Below are 16,602 nucleotides of genomic sequence, written 5' to 3' on the forward strand. Positions count from 1 at the left end.
TGGAGCAGATGATGGGAATCGAACCAGAAAGCGGCCTTTTATCAGGGAAAATAGAGGTGTGGCAAGCCACGTCTTAGCCCACTTTTCACGAAGAATCAAGGTCGCCGGGAGATTCTCTTCACAGAAGAAAAAGCGAGAGTGTGTTACCGGGTGTGTTACGCCTGACGGCTCAGCAGCGAAGAAAAGACGCTACCCAGAGTGTCGGCGGCCTGCTCATCCTGGCCATTCACGCTATGGCCGTAAATGCCGAAGGTGTCCATGCTTCGACTGTGGCCAACCAGGCGTTTTACCTGTCCCTCCGGCAGAACCTGGGCGATGGAAACGAAGGTGTGGCGCAGCTCATACGGGGAAACCGGGGTGAGGCCGTTGGCCGCGCAGTACACGGCCCAGCGTTTGGCGTAGTTCTGCTGGTTGCTGATCCCGAAGATCTGCTTGCTGTGGCCGGTCATGGCCCGCTGCGCCTGAATCTCGGCAAAGGCCAGGTCGGGCAGCTGCACACTGCGCACGGCATTCTCATTTTTGCCTTTGGTCACCTCGCCCCGGCAGTTAATCGACCGCTGCACATGGAGGGTTTGACCCTTCAGGTCTGACCATTCCAGCCCCAGCAGCTCCCCGGGACGAAGGCCGGTAAGGACCTGCACCCGGTATGCGTGGATATATTCCTCCGGCACACGCTTGCCCCAGCGGGTGGTGGTGTCGATGTTGAAAAGCTTCACCAGGTCGGCGGGCTGAAGGATCTCTTTGCCCTTGTTTCTGGCCCCGGCGGGGATGGTGAGATCTTCGGGACTGAAGGTGGTCAGCTTGGATCTGCGGCAGAATTTGAAGAAGGCCCGCAGATCGCAACACATGGAAGTGAGCGTCTTCTTGGAAAGACCCGCGGCGAAGGCAGCGTCTACAATATCCTGCAGGTTTTGCTCCGTGATCCGATCCAGCTTTTTGCCCCCGATGGCCGGATCGATCCACTTCCGCCACCGGCTGTCGATGGGCCGCCAGTTGGATGCGCTGGTGGTGGTTTGCAGCCGCTTGATCCATTCCGGGTAGACGCTGGCCACCGTGGCGCCAGCAGCATTCACCCCGGATTCCAGCCATCGGTCTGCCTTGGCGTTGGCCTCCCTCTGACCGGTGCGCCCAGGCGTGGAGCTGTAGAAGCTGCGGCGCTGGCCGTCTCGCTGCACACTGATCCGCCAGCGGCGGTTCTTCTCGTCCCAAGACGCGGTGTTTGTGCGTTTTTCCATAAAAATAAACCTCCTTGTTTCTACCCGCACCCTCCCACAAAGAGGGTGACATTCAGGCACACTTTGACAAGCCCACCGCAAAGAGGTTATAATACAGGTGTTCGGGCTGCATTATCCCTTTGGGGTAAGCTGTCTATCAAAAGGCCGTTCTCTGTTGGCGCAGAGGGCGGCTTTTTTTCGTTGTTGCGGGTTATTCCATTCCTGCCATCAGCCGCACCAGCCATTCCGGCCGGCGGCTGCCAATGGGCAGGATCTCGCCGTTCCGGTACTCGGCCACCAGCACAAAGCCGTTGTCATTGTCGAAGAAGCGGGCCTCGTCGCAGTAGGGCAGCACCTTCGCCACATCGGCAAAACGGCGGGCAAAACGGCTTTCCACATCCTTCCGAGGAATATCATGCCCGCCCTTGCGAACGCGGTTCTCGATGCGCTGGAGGCTCTCCTGCACGGTGTCCAGCCCGATGTAATACAGGCGGATGTAGTATCCGGCCTCTTTAGCCCGGCGGGCCAGCTTGCGGGTGTAGCCGCCGGAGAGGGTGGTTTCCTGGGTGAAGCTGACCCCCTCGGCGAGAGCCTTCTCCAGCTTATCCACGGCCAGCTTGCCGCCCTCGTATTCATCCCCGCCCAGCTCAGCGGTGAGCTTGTCCGGGTCTACGATAATGCCAAGATCGGTGCGCTCGGCCTTCAAAGAGCCGGTAAGGCTGGATTTTCCGCAGCCGTTCACGCCGCCGATTATGGTGAAGATCTTCATAGCTTTTTCCTTTCCCGCCTCCGGCAGCCGCCGGGGGCTTTTCTTTTTTTACCTGGCCGGAAATCCAGCGAGTTGCAGTTCTGTGCGGCGAAAAGTAGAACTCAGCGGGAAAACCACCGGCTTTCGCTACCTTTCCAGGAATGAGCCGTCCCCAGCTGCAAAGGCCGGGGCCCCGCCGGGCCTATCTGCCATAGCGTTTCGGAGAAACGCGCTGCCATCACAATGTGATGATCCAAGGGTCTGGGAAGCTCCCAGCAAGCGCCGTTTTCGCAGGACTTGGCCAAGAAAACATTGCTTGCCGATCAGCTCCGGCCCGGCGGCTGGTATAAGCCTGGCTTATCTCTGCCTTGATCTGGCTGCATGGTTGCGACATCTTGTCGCAACTTCTTTGCTGCCATCGATGCGGCAAGGGGGGCGGCGATTTACCGCCCCCCTTCTGCCCTTCGCAATTTGCGATGCCCTAAAGGGGTTTCCGTTTCGTTACTCCATCATGCGTTCAAGGGGGTCGCTTTAAACTCCCCCCCCTTTGTGCTCTGGGATGGGGTCGCTTTAAGCTACCCCACCGATGCGACAATTTGTCGCACCGGTGCCGTGTTCGCAATTTGCGATAACGGTGCCACTGTCGCACCGTGCGACAACGGTGCAGCGGCCGATCGGCTGGCCGGAGTCCGAAATTCGGACTTCCGCGAAACCTTGACAAACCTTAGCAATTCTCAGCATTGGCCACCCCCAAAATCAGGCAATGCCCCGCTCGCATCTCTTGAAAACCTTAACAAATCTTAACATCCAGTTGTCCACATTTTGGACAACTTCCCGCGGGCGTTATCGTGTTACAAAATGCCGCGCCGCCGTTCTTGTCCCGTTCCATACGCGCACGGATGTACGGTTTCTTCATATTCCAGCATAGGCAGAGGCTCCGGGATTTAAGGTTTTTCAGGTTTTCGCACCGGTGCGACAGGCTCCGTATATTGCCGATAATTTCGGCAACATAGCCAGTTGCCCGGATTGTGGGCAACTTCCCGCCCTCTCTACGGCCCCTGGCTGGGCCTGTGGCGGGTTTTACTCTTTGGGGGTGTTGTCTTCATTTTTTGCTGGTTTAAGCGGCTTCTGAGAGGCGTTTTTGACTGCCTCAGACAGAATTAGAAGTTGTTCAGTTAAATCAAGCACCTGCCCTGTGGAAATGCCCCCATTCTTGTACATTTTTTTTAAAAACAAGAAAACCTTCTTCAAATCATCCGCTGACAATCCAGTTTCATCGATGCTGTATGTCACCTTTATACTTCCATCATTTTGTTGCTCCACATCGGAAATTGTTACCAACCCATCTGCAAAAGTGTCGCCGACATGAAACCCTACTTCGTTATTCGTGTTTGTTGCAGAGGATTCCGCTTTCCCAAGCAGGTAGTCTACAGATACGCCGAAGTAATCGGCAATTTTGGAAAGCGTATCAGCTGACAAGGACTGCTTTCGCCCCATCTTCAAGTCAGAAAGAGAACCACGACTTGCGCCGCTTTGTCTGCAGAGTTCCGTTATGGTAATCCCCTTATTAGCGCAAAGTTGCGCAATTGTTTCGTATAATCCAGACATAATTTCAGCCTCATTCTTGTAGGATGTGCCAAAATTACGCTAACGCTTAAAATATGCTTGAATTTTACGCGAACGCATAATATACTAAGCACATGGCGTGAAAGCGTAATACGTCATCACTTGGCAATCTCAATATATTACACTTGCGCGTAAAAGTCAATAGAAGGGAGATGAAAGGCGTTGGCACGAAAAGAACTTTGTCCGTTCGGTAAAGAAATCGGTCATGCACTTGTTGATATTAACCAGCCCAAGGAATGGCTGATTGAGCAAGTGCAGATTGATACGGGCCGCTATTTCGACCGGTCCTACCTGCATAAAATCCAGACTGGCGAGCTGGCTACCCCCCGTATCGTGGCCAGCATCAGGAAGATTCTGGACTTGCCTCAGGACACCACCGAAACGGAGATGATGCAATGAACAACAAGAAGAACGCACTGGGGGTGATTCATTGACCGGACAGGAATATCAAACCATGCTGGATGCAATCGACACCCCGGCGGAGCTGCTGCGGCCCGAATCTTTTCTACCGGCCTTCCAGCAGCCCACCCCAATTTCACGGAAAAGCTACCTGGACATTATCTACCGGCGAGCTGTCGTGCTTGGGATCTCCGATGAAGATTTTGAGCAGGCCGCCCGAGCTGCCCGCATTTCCGCCGGGGGCGATGTGTTCGGCAGGGCGGAACATACCGGCAAAGGCGGCATCATCGTACCACAGCTTGCGCCCATCGGCCTGAGCCAGATTCAGACGGCCGCCGTTGAATGGCTTATCCCCGGGCTATTCCCGCGCGGTGAACTGTCTGTGCTGGGCGCAGACGGCGGCACCGGCAAGGGGCTCTGGCAAGCGCAGCTGATTGCCCACGCGACCACAGCCCGGGAAAGCGACTTTTTCCCCGGGAGTATTTCAAAGCCCTGCCGGGCGCTGATCTTCTCCGGAGAGGATGACCCCGCAAAGGTGCTGCGGCCCCGACTTCTGGCCGCCGGAGCAGATGTGGAAAAGGTGTTCGTGGAAACTTCGGACGGCTTCTTTCGCAAGAACGGCTGCTTGTTGTCGATCGACAGCGAGTTAATGGCCGAGATCATCCGCAACACCGCGCCCGATCTGGTTATAGTAGACCCGTATCAGGCATTTCTCCCCATGGATGTGAAAATGGCCGAGCGCAACCAGATGCGCGGTGTCACAACGCCACTCAGGGCCGTCCTGCGTGAAACCAATTCCGCCGGGCTGCTTGTGGCCCACTCCAACAAGAAAGGCTCCGTTGCAGGCCGTCAGCGTCTGGCCGATTCTGCAGACCTCTGGGACGCATCCCGGTGCGTTGTTATGATGGGTCGGGATCGGGTGACAAAACAAGTCTATGTCAGCAACGAGAAGAACAGCTACGCCCCCGAGTGCCGAACGACGCTTTTCACCATCGAAGGGGCAACCGTGGAAGGGGTCAAAACCGCTGTGGCCGTGTACCAGGGCGCCACCGATAAAAAGGACTATGACTTCATCATGGACAAACCCACACGCCCGGCGGGTTCCAAGGATGAAGCCAAAGAGGCTATTCTTTCCATCCTCAATGAAAGCCAGACGGGCAGCATGGAGAGCGACAAACTCCGACTTGCAGTCAGGGAAGATACCGGGTGCAGCGATACGACATTTAGGCGCGCAAGGGACGACCTTAAAGCCGATGGCAACATTGAGATAAAACAAATACGGCTAAAGGATGGGGTGAATAAATGGTATGTCGTATACCGTGGTGCTGTAAATGAGCATCTGGGTCAATAAATGGCCTTGTGAAGCCATTATTTGGCAGATGCTCAATGTGAGCATCTGACCCCATCTGAGCATCTGACCCCCAGATGCTCACCCCACCCCCAGGTGCTCATCCTGAGCTTCTGCCGTTTTTCGGTGCTGTGAAGCCATTCTTAGACCCAGATGCTCATCACCATCACTCTATAGGGCCGTGAGTATCTGCCCCACGGACCGAAAGCCGGGCGAATCCCGCAACCGAGAAACAAAAATCCATATTGAAAGCGAGTGAACTACCATGAACCCGACCGACAATTATTGTCCCCTGCTGCTTATCGTCGCCGCTCTGAGCGGCCCCCAGTGGGGACAGTGCCTCCGCCATTCGTGCGCCTGGTACGACTACGATAACAAGAGCTGCGCCCTGCTCAGTATCGCGCGCAGCCTGAGAGAGGAGAATGGAAAGTGAGCAAGGCTTACAACGATGTTATGGCCGGTATTCTGAATGGAATAGAGACGACGCGGCCTGCCGATGTGCAGCACGTTTGCGATCTTCTCTATATCATTCGGCGCAGCGATTCCGCCACGCTGAGAAAGCTTCTGGCCGTTGCAAGATCGCTGGACCGGATAAACGCAAGGAAGGTGAAAACATGAAAGCACACAGTGAACTGGAACTTATCGCCCGGCGGTACCGCAAATACGGCGTGAGCCTGGACAAGCTGCTGGATCTGTTGGCCAGCGCCGAAGCCCGGGGCCTGCCCCACAGCGGGGCGCTTGCCTGGCTGCGGCTCACCTTGGGCAATGAGTTCGGAGAAGAGGAGTATTTCAACGCCGAGCAGATTTCAGCCATGACCGGCGACACCCCGGAGCAGGCCACGGCCCGCATGGTGGAATTTTGCAGAACGCACCCCGACCATGGGCCGGTGCTCTGCATCGACCGCCGGGCGCTGGACATGATCGAAGCCGGACAGGAGGAATGAACGATGTTATTCAAAGCACTGCGCGTGAGAATGGTGGAGAAGGAGATCCTTCAGGCAGAGGTGGCCCGGCGGGCCGGGATGGCAGAAAGCACCCTGAGCAGCCGGATGCAGGGCCGACAACCTTTCACGGCCTGGCAGATCGAATCCATTGCCGATGTGCTGCAGATCCCGCCGGAGGAGTGGCACCACTACTTTTTCGATCGTGCCCCGGGCAACAAAAAAGCCGGCTGAGAAGCGCCAACTTCTCAACCGGCAAAATGGGAAACAGATTGACAACCCCTGTTTCCCTCCCAGTTTATCAGAAAACGGAGGAATGAGCAATGAAATTTTTCAAGACCATCAATCTGACCGCCTACGAAGTGGAGTACATCGACCAGCGGGAGCCGAAGCCCCGCACCGTAAAGCGTGAGGCCGTGGTGCTGGACGGCGGCCGGATCAGCGCGCTCGGTCGCCTTGGAATCCGCCCGGCGGGCTGGATCTCCCAGCAGTTCGCCGCCCAGGGCTACACCGTTACCACCGTGCGCAAAGGCGAGAGCCTGGGCGTAGATGTGGACTTGTCCGAGCTGTGGCAGCGCACCGCCGCCCAGATCGCCGAGCAGCAGGAAGGGGGCACAGCGGAATGAAACAACCGCAAACGAGTGTACCCGAAAACGACAAGGTGATTGAGCAAGTGTGCCAGATCGGACGTACCCTTACACCCGAAAACAGAAAACGGGTGATTCTGGCAGCTCAATCCCTTCTGAAGCAGCAGGACGTGGAAGACGATCGCGGAGGTGAGATGAAGTGAACCGTACATACCGCAAGCAGCGGGCCGCCGGAAAGGCCCGCCAGACGGCTTTTCTCATCGCCACTGTGTTCTATGCCCTGCTGACCGTGGGCCAGCTGGGGGCCATTGTAGAGGGGCTGACGGGCATCGTGCCCGGCCTCGTGCTGTGCATCCTGTGGGGCTTCGGCGCCGCTGGCTGCTACCTGGCCGCCGGGCCGGTTCTGGAAGGAGGTGAGGCGCTGTGAATGCTCCTCAAGTCAAAGAGATTCCCGGAATGACCTTCACCGGCGAATTTAACCGCTTTCATGGCCAGTCTTTGCCGGTGTATGCACCGAAGGAACCCACAAACGGAAGGCCGAGTATCAACACGCTGGAAGGTTGGAATCTGCTTCGCCACGAACTGGCGGAACGCGACCTTTTGCGGGCACTTCACCGCCAGCCCACAGAAACCGAAATCACTGCAGAGCTGGCCCGAAACGAGGCGCTTGCGGCTGCGACTGCGGAAAGGGCGAACAGTACCCGGACACCTAAACTCCTGCGAACTGTATACAATATCCACGGTTTCATGGTGGAAGTTACGCGAGGGACTGGGCACGGGCTGTGCATGCCTTATGACACGGACCCCAGCGGCAGAACTATCGGCCTTGTGTTGGGGCGGAATATGAGTGAGCGGCAAGGGCTGGAGTTCGCAAAGTGGTGCATTGAGACCGGCAAATTCGGCTTCTTCCCTGACCAGAAAACAATATGACAGGAGGAATCACAATGGCGACTTTCGCACAAGTACAGGTGGTACTGACATTCCTGCAGCATCTTTTGGGCGGGGCCCTTTCGCCCGATCGGTCGGCTCTGGTTACCCAGGCGCTCACCATCCCCGAAGAAAAGGCCGCTCGGCTGCTGGCCGAGCTGAATATTTGATAGCCCCGCCGGGGCGGCTACGAGGCTTCCCCGGCGGTTGGTCGGAAAAGGTTGGTGAAAACATGACAAGAGACGAGGCCAAAACCCGGCTGGAGCGATACACCGGGCTTCGGCTGGAAGTGCGCATCCGGCTGGAGCGGTTGGCCACGCTTCAGCAGATGGACCGGGAGCGGCCTTCCCCATGCGGCAGCCGGTCGGAGGAGTACGCCCGGGCAATTGCTCCCATCGTGCAAGCGAACCGCCGGGAGATGGCAGAGATTGAGGCGGCCGTGGCTGCCCTTCCTGATCCGTTGGAACGAGAGGTACTGCGGCTGCGATACCTGGAATTCTCCAAAGACCCGCGGACCGGCAAGAAGAGCGTCCGGCATATCACCTGGAAAGAAATTGGCCGCATAGTGTATGGGGATGGCGGCAAATCTGGGCAGAAATCTGCCCAGCGCCACTTGGAAAGGGCTATTTCTTATCTGGCCACCATCTGGCCGGAATCAGGGCAATAAAAAAAGAGCCGCCCTCCCGGACGGCCCACAACCTTATCACCAGTATAGCATGAACGGGAGGGCAGCACAATGGAAGAAACCAGAACCCCCGGCGGAACGGGCGCACAGCAGGCCGCACCGCCGCTCGATCAGCGCCAGGAGCTGAACAGCATGCTCGCCCAGCTGGCCCGTCAGGGCAACAGTGCGGCCCTGACTCAGCTGTGGGAGATTAACCGACCTGTGATCCGTACAATGTTCTGGCGTTGGTACAGCCGGAATCAGGGCGTGGCCGAATCCGCCGGGGTTACCCTGGAGGACTTCGACCAGGAAGGCTATTTTGCCGTGAAAGAGGCGGCAGAGTACCACAACCCGGAGAAAGGCGCTTTTCTGACGGCGCTGCAATATTTTGTGCAGCATCGAATCCAGAAGGCCATCTTGCAGGGCCGGGGGCGGTATGTGGTCACAGAGGACGGCCGCCGAGTGAGAGTCTCGGCGGAACCGTTGGACAGCGCCCAGAGCCTGGACGAGCCTGTTCCATGGGACGATGACGGAGAAGTCACCCGGGCCGATGTAACCCCAGACCCGGCAGCTGCCCAAGCCTTTGAGGATGCAGAGCAGAACAGCTACCTGCAGGAGCTGCGGGCGGTGCTGGACAAGGCGCTGTCCCTGCTGCCCGATCGGCAGCGAAACGTAATCGCCTGGCGCTTCTACGAGGGGCTTACCCTTCAGCAGGCCGCCGCGCTTGACGGGGTAGCAAAGGAGCGGATCAGGGCCATTGAAGATGCTGCCTTGCGGGCGCTGCGCCAAAATCAGGAGCTGCGCCGGTTCTACGGCGAGGATCTTCTTTCCCGGGCCTATCAGGGAACCGGCTTCGGAGCCTGGAAGAGCGGCGGCAGCGTGCAGGAGCGCCTTGTGGAACGCCAGGAAGAGAAGGAACGCCGCCTTGCTGCATCCAGCACAAAACACCTGGCCGAGCTGCTGGGCCTGGATGCAAAGGAGCTGTACGGCTTTTTCGATGATGTGCAGCAATAACCGCCGGGCAACCACAACCACGAAACAGGGGGCACACGGCCCCTTGCGATATATTTTACTTATGGAGGATTGAATTATGAACAGCAATCAGAAGGCCATCAAGGACAGCGCACAGAGCATTTTTTCGGAGCTTGCGCTCTTTTCCAACGCGGTGACGGACTTTCAGAAGAAGGCCCGGGAAATTTCGAAGGAAGAGTACTTGACCAATGAGGGCATCGAAGCCAAAACAAACGAGGCCAAGGCGTACCTGGTCAAGCGGGCTGTCGAGCTTAGCTCCAGTATTTCGCTGAGCCTGGCGACGATCCGCAAGGCAGCCATGGCCATGGAAGAGAGTTTCGTTATCTCCCCGGAGCTTCAGGCGGCCATTACTCTGACCAGCGCAGCAGGGGAAAAGCTGGACACTTCCGCGCGTGATCGGATGTGGAAGCAGTTCATTGGCGACAACAACGCCCTGCGCTCCCTCAAGGCACTGTTTGAGAGCAAAGGGATGTACACCAAGGAGATGGAAAAGTACATCTTCAACGCCGAGGACCAGTGCAATGACCTGGAGTCCTCGGCCCTCGACTTCAAGATCCAGCCCGGCACCAATTTGAACCAGACTGTCGCCTTCGGCCGGAAACTTGAAAAGTTCTGCGAGCTGGAGGGCGTGGAGCTGGACAACCCCTTTATCCAGTATTTGAACGCAGAGGATTACAGCCAGTTCTACACTGAGCAGCTGAGGACTGCCTTCGGTATCTAAGATACACGCACAAGGCCCGCCGGGTTTGTCCTAGCGGGCCTTCTGCTTGCATTATGCGATTGTGAACCGGCGGACGGTCTGGGGTTTGCAGAACATGGCATACAGGCGCTTGTGGGCGGCCGCAAATGCCTTGCTGTCAAAGCGGTTGCTGGTCACTTCCTTGTAGCGGGCCGTGGTATCGTCGATCTGCATTTCATCCACCCCGGCGGCATCCATGTGGGCCTTGATCCGGTCGGCCACGGCGGCCTTCTGCTTCTCCAGCTGGGCGATCTGGGCGGCGATTTGCTGATATTCGTTCATTGCTTTGCGCAGTTCGGTCTTTTTCATGGGGAACTTCCTTTCATTGTGGAGCCGCCCGGCGGTCATCTTCCTGACTATTGCCCGTAGGTTCACAGGGATATGGGCCGCCGCTTGCGGGCGCTTTCGGCTGCCCGGCGGCTGGGTGTTCATCTTGCATTTCGTGTGCGGTTCTGATACAATGAAAGCAGCAAGGGAGCCTGTTTAGTTGGTTGCTAAGTGGTTTCTGCTATGCGGTTATCTGTTGGAGCAGATAGCCGCTTTTTTGTATCTGTCGAACCGTTCAAGCTGTTGGCTTCTGGGAAGCTGTTCAAACTGCTTGCTCGTCATGCCGGCCTCCTTTCCGGCTCCCTTGCTGTGATTATATTATACTACATGTACCCATACATTACAATTGGCATACCGCACAAACATGTCCCCATGTATTTATCCATTTTCTACATGTACACATACATTCAGTTATGGTATAATAAAGGGGGAAAGGCAGGTGTGGAAAATGCCCATAAGTGATGCCAGAAAGCGCGCCAATCAAGCGTACATCGACAAACAGGACGAAATCAAAATCCGAGTTCCGAAAGGGCGCAAAGCCGAAATTCAGGCCTATGCGGAAGCGCACGGCGAAAGTGTCAATGCGTTCATCAATCGGGCCATAAACGAGGCTATGGAGCGGGACAGCTCCGACCCTGAAAAGCAATGAAATAGAGAAGCCCCCGCCGTTGCCTGTGTGGCTCCGGTGGGGGCTTTCTGTATATCTTAGATCATCCAGCCGCCGGGGCTGCCTTGTGCATTTTGTTGAACCAGGAGCGCCGCAGCGGCCCCGATCGGAGCCGGTAGTGTGGGCGGGCTCTGGCATTTCGCACAAAGAATCAGCTCTTTGCAGTTGGCTGCAACGGTTTCCCAACGAGCCGGGGAAGAGCGTACCCACTTGTGGGCATAGTCCCGGCGGATACTCCGTAGCCACTTGTGGCGACGCTTCCCCAGAAGCGGGGGGAATGCTCAGGCTCTCCAGTCTCACCGCTTCCTCGCCGCTTTGCCACAAGCGGCAAAAGCCCGGCGGGTTAAATCGGCCAACGTGGACTATTTAAATCCGCAAGGCTTGCGGATTTAACGGCATGCTGCATCACGGCCCAGGAAAGCACCGCGGGCCGCCGGGTTTACTATCCGTAAAATTAGACTATACAGCAGGTTGTCAAACAGTTGGACAACTACCTGTCGGCACGTTGCCGAATTTTTCGGCAACCCTCTTGCCAGAGGTCCGGCCCGGCGGATCGTTCTGAACGGAAGTGTGTTCAAAAGTGTGTCATTGAGCAAAACAAAAGCCCCACAAAGCCTTGTGCCTTGCGGGGTTTCTTTGGAGCAGATGATGGGAATCGAACCCACACAGCCAGCTTGGGAAGCTGGAGTTCTACCACTAAACTACATCTGCACATGATTCTCTTTTATGGAACAAGATTCAGTATACAGCATGCCCTTGCAAAAGTCAATCGGTTTTTTCGGTCGAAGCTTGCCGGGCGGGCCGAAAACACGTATACTAAAAGCACCATTCATCATCCAGTCAAGGAGGGCTGAATCCATGAAAACCCCTGCCCGCGTTCTGGCCGTGCTGCTGTGCGCCGCTGCGCTGCTTGTGATCAGCTGGGGCGTTCCCTATTACTTAATGAACACCGGTGTTCGGGTGGTGCAGCCGCCCCAGAGCGCCGTTTCCGCTTCCTCTGCTCCCGCCGCAACCCCCGACCCGCAGCAGAAGGCCGAAGACACCCTGACCGCTCTGCGTGCCGCCGATGCGCCGGAGGAGCTGACCGCCGATTTTCTGCAATTTTGTGAGGAGCAGTCCCCCGGCATCTGCGACGCTCTGACCGGCGCTGCCAAAGCCGAAGGCTACAGCACGGACCTGTTCTGGCAGGCAAGCGGCAAGAGCTATCTTTATTATCAGGCGCTCTACGCCCAGCCCATGGCGGAAAACGTGCACGACACCGGCGTGACGGACGGCCCGGCGGTGCTGGCCTTCACCGGTGATGTGAACTTTGCCGACGACTGGTACAACATGCTCCACTACGCAAAGACTTCGGGCATCGAGGACTCCTTCGGCGAAAGCCTGCTGGCCGAGATGCGTGCAGCAGGCATACTGTTATGCAACAATGAATTCGCCTTTTCCGACCGGGGCAGCCCCATGCCCGGCAAGCAGTTCACCTTCCGGGCCAAGACCGCCAACGTGAGCATGTGGCAGGAGCTGGGGGCAGACATTGTGGGCCTCGCCAACAACCACTGCTTTGACTACGGCGAGGAGGCTTTTCTGGACACTCTGTCCACCCTGCAAAGTGCAGGCATCCCCTATGTGGGCGCGGGCAAAAATCTGGAGGAGGCCATGCAGCCCCAGTTCTTCCTGGCGGGCGGCATGAAAATCGGCTACATTGCCTGCACCCGGGCGGAAAAGTACATTCTCACCCCGGAGGCCGGGGAGGACAGTCCCGGCGTGCTGCGCTGCTACGACCCGGAGCTGGCGGTGCAGGCCATCCAGGCGGCCAGTGAGCAGTGCGACTACCTGGTGGTATACGTCCACTGGGGCACCGAGGGCTCCACCGTGCTGGAGCTGGCCCAAACCGATCTGGCCACCCGCTTCACCGATGCCGGAGCGGATCTGATCGTGGGGGCGCACCCTCACATCCTGCAGGGCGCAGGCTGGCGTCAGGATACCCCGGTGCTCTACAGCCTGGGCAACTTCTGGTTCAATATGGAGACTCTGGACTCAGCCCTGTTGAAGGTGACCGTGACCGAGCCGGGTGCGGCGGGGGCCACGGTGCAGCTGCTGCCCTGCATCCAGACCGGCGGCCGGGTGAGCCTGCTGGAGGAGGGCGCAGACAGGCAGCGGGTGCTGGACAGCCTGAACGCCGTGATGGAAAGCGGCTATTTTGACGAAAACGGAATTCTTTGCAAGCAAACAGCGTAAGGAGGGACCAACCATGAACGAAGCATACTGTGAGCGGCTTTGCATCGAGCAGGGCCGCCCGGAGGATGCAGAAGAGCTGCTGGCTTTGCTGCGGCAGGTGGGCTCGGAGACCGACAATCTTACCTTCGGGGCCGAGGGTCCCGCCTTCACCATTGAGCAGGAGAGGGAATATCTGCGCGCCATGGCCGAAAACCCCACCAGTGCCTTTTTTGTAGCCCGGCTGGACGGGCGCATGGTGGGCTCGCTCAGCTTCCGGGCCATGACTCTGGCACGGGCCAGCCACCGGGCCGAGATGGGCATTTCGGTGCTGCAGGAATGCTGGGGCAAGGGCGTGGGAAGCCGTTTGATGGAGGCGGCCATCGACTTTGCAAAGAACAACGCAGGTGTGGAGATCATCTCGCTGGAGGTGCGGGCGGACAACACCCGCGCCCAGGCGCTCTACCGCAAATACGGCTTTGAAGAGATCGGCCGCTTCCCCGGCTTTTTCAAGCTCGACGGCAAGTGGGTGGATTTTCTGCTGATGAATCTCTATCTGTGAGCCTGTGCCACAGCACCGAGGACCAGTCTGACCGACAAAAAACGCAAAAAATCGAAAAAACAGTTCAAAGGACCCGGCAGGCAGTTGGCGCTGCCGGGTCCTTTGTGTTATAATCGATTTATACGGGCTTTGGCCCAGTGAAGTGTGCGCGTTACAGGCCAGCTCGAGATTAATCGGGTGGGAAACTGAGCACCGGCCACCGCGCAGACCCCGAAACCCTGTTTCAAGGAGGTTTATTCAATGGTAACTTGCAGCAAAACCGGCATGTATTACGCCCGCGGCCAGTGGGTGCAGGCGGACGACGAAGCCCCCGCCAAGCTGGCAGCTCTGGGCTTTGACGAAAACGCGGTGAAGGGTGCCCACACCGGCACCATCGCCTACGGCATCTTGCAGGCCCACAATCACAGCGGCGACACCGAGGCTCTAAAGCTGAAATTCGACGCCATGGCCAGCCACGATATCACCTTCGTGGGCATCGTGCAGACCGCCCGGGCCTCCGGTCTGGAGAAGTTCCCCATGCCCTACGTGCTCACCAACTGCCACAACAGCCTGTGCGCAGTGGGCGGCACCATCAATGAGGACGACCACCTGTTCGGCCTGTCCGCCGCCAAGAAGTACGGCGGCATCTTCGTGCCCCCTCACCTGGCGGTCATTCACCAGTACATGCGCGAGATGTATGCAGGCTGCGGCAAGATGATTCTCGGATCGGACAGCCACACCCGTTACGGTGCGCTGGGCACCATGGCCATCGGCGAGGGCGGCGGCGAGCTGGCAAAGCAGCTGCTGGGCCGTACTTACGATGTGGCCCGCCCCGGCGTGGTGGCAGTGTACCTGACCGGCAAGCCCGTGGTGGGTGTCGGCCCTCAGGACGTGGCTCTGGCCATCATCGGCGCCGTGTTCAAGAACGGCTATGTGAAGAACAAGGTGATGGAGTTCGTGGGCCCCGGCATTGCTGAGCTGCCTCTGGAATACCGCAGCGGCATCGATGTGATGACCACCGAGACCACCTGTCTGTCCAGCATCTGGTGCACTGACGAGGTCACCTATGAGTACCTGACTCTGCACGGCCGCGGCGGCGATTACAAGCCCCTGGCCCCGGCGGATCTGGCCTACTACGACGGTCTGGTGGAGGTGGATCTGTCCAAGGTGCGGCCCATGATCGCTCTGCCCATGCACCCCTCCAACGTATACAGCATCGAAGAGCTGAACGCCAACCCGGAAGACATCCTGCACAAGACCGAGGAGGACTGCGCGGCTCTGATGGGCGGCAAGGCCCGTCTGGATCTGATGAGCAAGATCGAGAACGGTAAGCTGCGTGTGGACCAGGGCGTGATCGCGGGCTGCGCGGGCGGCATGTACTCCAACATCTGCGAGGCGGCCACCATTCTGAAGGGCTACACCGGCGGCAACGGAGAATATGCCCTCAGCGTTTACCCCTCCAGCCAGCCCACCATGATGGCGCTGATGAAGAACGGCGCGCTGGGCGAGCTGATGGCCGGCGGCGCCACCATCCGCACCGCCTTCTGCGGTCCCTGCTTCGGTGCGGGCGATGTGCCCGCCAACGGCTCGCTGAGCATCCGTCACACCACCCGCAACTTCCCCAGCCGGGAAGGCTCCAAGCCGGGCAACGGCCAGATCGCCGGTGTGGCCCTGATGGACGCCCGCTCCATTGCGGCCACCACCCGCAATGGCGGTATCCTGACCCCCGCCACCGACATCGACTACGACCCCACCATTCCGGCCTACGAATTCGATGATTCCAGCTACCGCAGCCGCGTTTACTCGGGCTATGGCAAGGGCAACTACGACGAGCTGCTGCGCCTTGGCCCCAACATCAAGGACTGGCCCGCCATTCAGCCCCTGCCCGAAAACCTGCTGCTGAAGATCAGCAGCTACATCACCGACCCGGTGACCACCACCGACGAGCTGATTCCCAGCGGCGAGACCAGCTCCTACCGCTCCAACCCCCTGGGCCTGGCCGAGTTCACCCTCAGCCGCAAGGACCCGGAGTACGTGGGCCGCGCCAAGGCCATTCAGGCCGAGGAGGCCGAACGTGCCGCGGGCAAGGGCAGCGCCAGCCTGCTGGACCGCATCCATCTGGTTCCCGGCTGCGGCGAGCTGACCTGGGAGCAGCTGGGCATCGCCTCCAGCATCTACGCGGTGAAGCCCGGCGATGGCTCCGCCCGTGAGCAGGCCGCCAGCTGCCAGCGTGTGCTGGGTGCGGGCGCCAACATCGCTGTGGAATACGCCACCAAGCGCTACCGCTCCAACCTGATCAACTGGGGCATGCTGCCCTTCCAGCTGGCCGGGCCCACTCCCTTCGGTCTGGGCGACTACATCCTGGTGCCCAATGTGCGCGAGGCGCTGGCCGGCGACCTCTCCTGCGTAAAGGCCTACGTGCTGAGCCTGGATGGCCCGCGGGAGTTCCACATGAGCCTGGCTCCCCTGACCGCAGACGAGCGCCAGATCCTGCTGGACGGCTGCCTGATCAACTACTACAAGCACAACTGATTCTTACCCGTATCAAATGCACAGCCGGGGCTTCCCGGCTGTGCATTTTTTGTTTTGACTCCGCAGGCTGAAAAAGCCTCTTCCCATTTGCTGCGTTCTGTG

21 protein-coding genes and 1 tRNA gene are annotated in these 16,602 nt (G+C 58.4%); 17 read left to right on the top strand and 5 right to left on the bottom strand.

The features are described from left to right. Positions 1-155: 155 nt before the first annotated feature. From B5F28_RS09610 to B5F28_RS09620, 3 genes are all read right to left on the bottom strand, one after another. Positions 156-1,235, bottom strand: coding sequence for a site-specific integrase (locus B5F28_RS09610; RefSeq protein WP_087295636.1), 1,080 nt, complete (start codon positions 1,233-1,235; stop codon positions 156-158). Between the two features lie 190 nt (positions 1,236-1,425). Then, complete coding sequence (locus B5F28_RS09615; RefSeq protein ID WP_087295638.1) at positions 1,426-1,983, bottom strand: ATPase; 558 nt, start codon at positions 1,981-1,983, stop codon at positions 1,426-1,428. 1,059 nt (positions 1,984-3,042) lie between these two features. Continuing rightward, positions 3,043-3,570, bottom strand: coding sequence for a helix-turn-helix domain-containing protein (locus tag B5F28_RS09620; RefSeq protein WP_087295640.1), 528 nt, complete (start codon positions 3,568-3,570; stop codon positions 3,043-3,045). 180 nt (positions 3,571-3,750) lie between these two features. Between B5F28_RS09620 and B5F28_RS09625 the strand changes: the two genes are divergently transcribed. The 13 genes from B5F28_RS09625 (at position 3,751) to B5F28_RS09675 (ending at position 10,207) form a co-directional block, all read left to right on the top strand. Continuing rightward, complete coding sequence (locus B5F28_RS09625) at positions 3,751-3,987, top strand: XRE family transcriptional regulator (RefSeq protein ID WP_087295642.1); 237 nt, start codon at positions 3,751-3,753, stop codon at positions 3,985-3,987. 55 nt (positions 3,988-4,042) lie between these two features. Beyond that, entirely contained in the window at positions 4,043-5,338 is a 1,296-nt protein-coding gene (locus B5F28_RS09630) for an AAA family ATPase (protein WP_087295644.1), read from the top strand. A gap of 426 nt (positions 5,339-5,764) precedes the next feature. Further along, positions 5,765-5,953 carry a hypothetical protein gene (locus B5F28_RS09635; protein WP_087295646.1) on the top strand — a complete coding sequence of 63 codons (189 nt, stop codon included), beginning with the start codon at positions 5,765-5,767 and terminating at the stop codon, positions 5,951-5,953. Continuing rightward, positions 5,950-6,279, top strand: coding sequence for a hypothetical protein (locus B5F28_RS09640; RefSeq protein ID WP_087295648.1), 330 nt, complete (start codon positions 5,950-5,952; stop codon positions 6,277-6,279). The genes B5F28_RS09635 and B5F28_RS09640 overlap by 4 nt, the downstream gene beginning before the upstream one ends. 3 nt (positions 6,280-6,282) lie before the next feature. Further along, complete coding sequence (locus B5F28_RS09645) at positions 6,283-6,510, top strand: helix-turn-helix domain-containing protein (RefSeq protein WP_087295650.1); 228 nt, start codon at positions 6,283-6,285, stop codon at positions 6,508-6,510. 89 nt (positions 6,511-6,599) lie between these two features. Further along, complete coding sequence (locus B5F28_RS09650) at positions 6,600-6,902, top strand: hypothetical protein (RefSeq protein ID WP_087295652.1); 303 nt, start codon at positions 6,600-6,602, stop codon at positions 6,900-6,902. Further along, positions 6,899-7,066, top strand: coding sequence for a hypothetical protein (locus tag B5F28_RS14755; protein WP_158097571.1), 168 nt, complete (start codon positions 6,899-6,901; stop codon positions 7,064-7,066). Before B5F28_RS09650 ends, B5F28_RS14755 begins: the two co-directional genes overlap by 4 nt. Further along, entirely contained in the window at positions 7,063-7,290 is a 228-nt protein-coding gene (locus B5F28_RS09655) for a hypothetical protein (RefSeq protein WP_087295654.1), read from the top strand. Before B5F28_RS14755 ends, B5F28_RS09655 begins: the two co-directional genes overlap by 4 nt. Next, positions 7,287-7,793, top strand: a complete 507-nt coding sequence (locus tag B5F28_RS09660) for a hypothetical protein (protein ID WP_087295656.1) — start codon at positions 7,287-7,289, stop codon at positions 7,791-7,793. Before B5F28_RS09655 ends, B5F28_RS09660 begins: the two co-directional genes overlap by 4 nt. 14 nt (positions 7,794-7,807) lie before the next feature. Beyond that, a complete protein-coding gene (locus tag B5F28_RS14760) occupies positions 7,808-7,960 on the top strand; it encodes a hypothetical protein (RefSeq protein WP_158097572.1) in 153 nt (50 codons plus the stop codon). Between the two features lie 62 nt (positions 7,961-8,022). Next, complete coding sequence (locus B5F28_RS09665; protein WP_087295658.1) at positions 8,023-8,457, top strand: hypothetical protein; 435 nt, start codon at positions 8,023-8,025, stop codon at positions 8,455-8,457. A gap of 69 nt (positions 8,458-8,526) precedes the next feature. Continuing rightward, positions 8,527-9,468, top strand: coding sequence for a sigma-70 family RNA polymerase sigma factor (locus B5F28_RS09670; protein ID WP_087295660.1), 942 nt, complete (start codon positions 8,527-8,529; stop codon positions 9,466-9,468). A gap of 76 nt (positions 9,469-9,544) precedes the next feature. Beyond that, positions 9,545-10,207, top strand: coding sequence for a hypothetical protein (locus B5F28_RS09675; protein ID WP_087295662.1), 663 nt, complete (start codon positions 9,545-9,547; stop codon positions 10,205-10,207). A 51-nt stretch (positions 10,208-10,258) separates the two neighbouring features. Here the strand turns inward: B5F28_RS09675 and B5F28_RS09680 are convergent, their stop codons facing one another. Next, complete coding sequence (locus tag B5F28_RS09680; RefSeq protein WP_087295664.1) at positions 10,259-10,534, bottom strand: hypothetical protein; 276 nt, start codon at positions 10,532-10,534, stop codon at positions 10,259-10,261. Positions 10,535-11,000: 466 nt separating this feature from the next. On the opposite strand from B5F28_RS09680, the gene B5F28_RS09685 reads away from it, so the two are divergent. After that, on the top strand, positions 11,001-11,201 hold the full coding sequence (locus B5F28_RS09685; protein WP_087295758.1) for an Arc family DNA-binding protein: 201 nt from the start codon (positions 11,001-11,003) through the stop codon (positions 11,199-11,201). Between the two features lie 655 nt (positions 11,202-11,856). On the opposite strand, the gene B5F28_RS09690 is transcribed toward B5F28_RS09685, so the two are convergent. Next, a tRNA-Gly gene (locus B5F28_RS09690) sits at positions 11,857-11,930 on the bottom strand. Between the two features lie 147 nt (positions 11,931-12,077). Between B5F28_RS09690 and B5F28_RS09695 the strand changes: the two genes are divergently transcribed. From B5F28_RS09695 to B5F28_RS09705, 3 genes are all read left to right on the top strand, one after another. Then, complete coding sequence (locus B5F28_RS09695) at positions 12,078-13,451, top strand: CapA family protein (RefSeq protein WP_158097573.1); 1,374 nt, start codon at positions 12,078-12,080, stop codon at positions 13,449-13,451. A gap of 13 nt (positions 13,452-13,464) precedes the next feature. Further along, a complete protein-coding gene (locus tag B5F28_RS09700) occupies positions 13,465-13,989 on the top strand; it encodes a GNAT family N-acetyltransferase (RefSeq protein ID WP_087295668.1) in 525 nt (174 codons plus the stop codon). A 240-nt stretch (positions 13,990-14,229) separates the two neighbouring features. Beyond that, complete coding sequence (locus tag B5F28_RS09705) at positions 14,230-16,500, top strand: hydratase (RefSeq protein WP_087295669.1); 2,271 nt, start codon at positions 14,230-14,232, stop codon at positions 16,498-16,500. Positions 16,501-16,602 lie beyond the last annotated feature (102 nt).

This window comes from Gemmiger sp. An194 (genome assembly GCF_002160145.1).
In the GTDB taxonomy this organism is placed as follows: Bacteria; Bacillota; Clostridia; order Oscillospirales; family Ruminococcaceae; genus Allofournierella.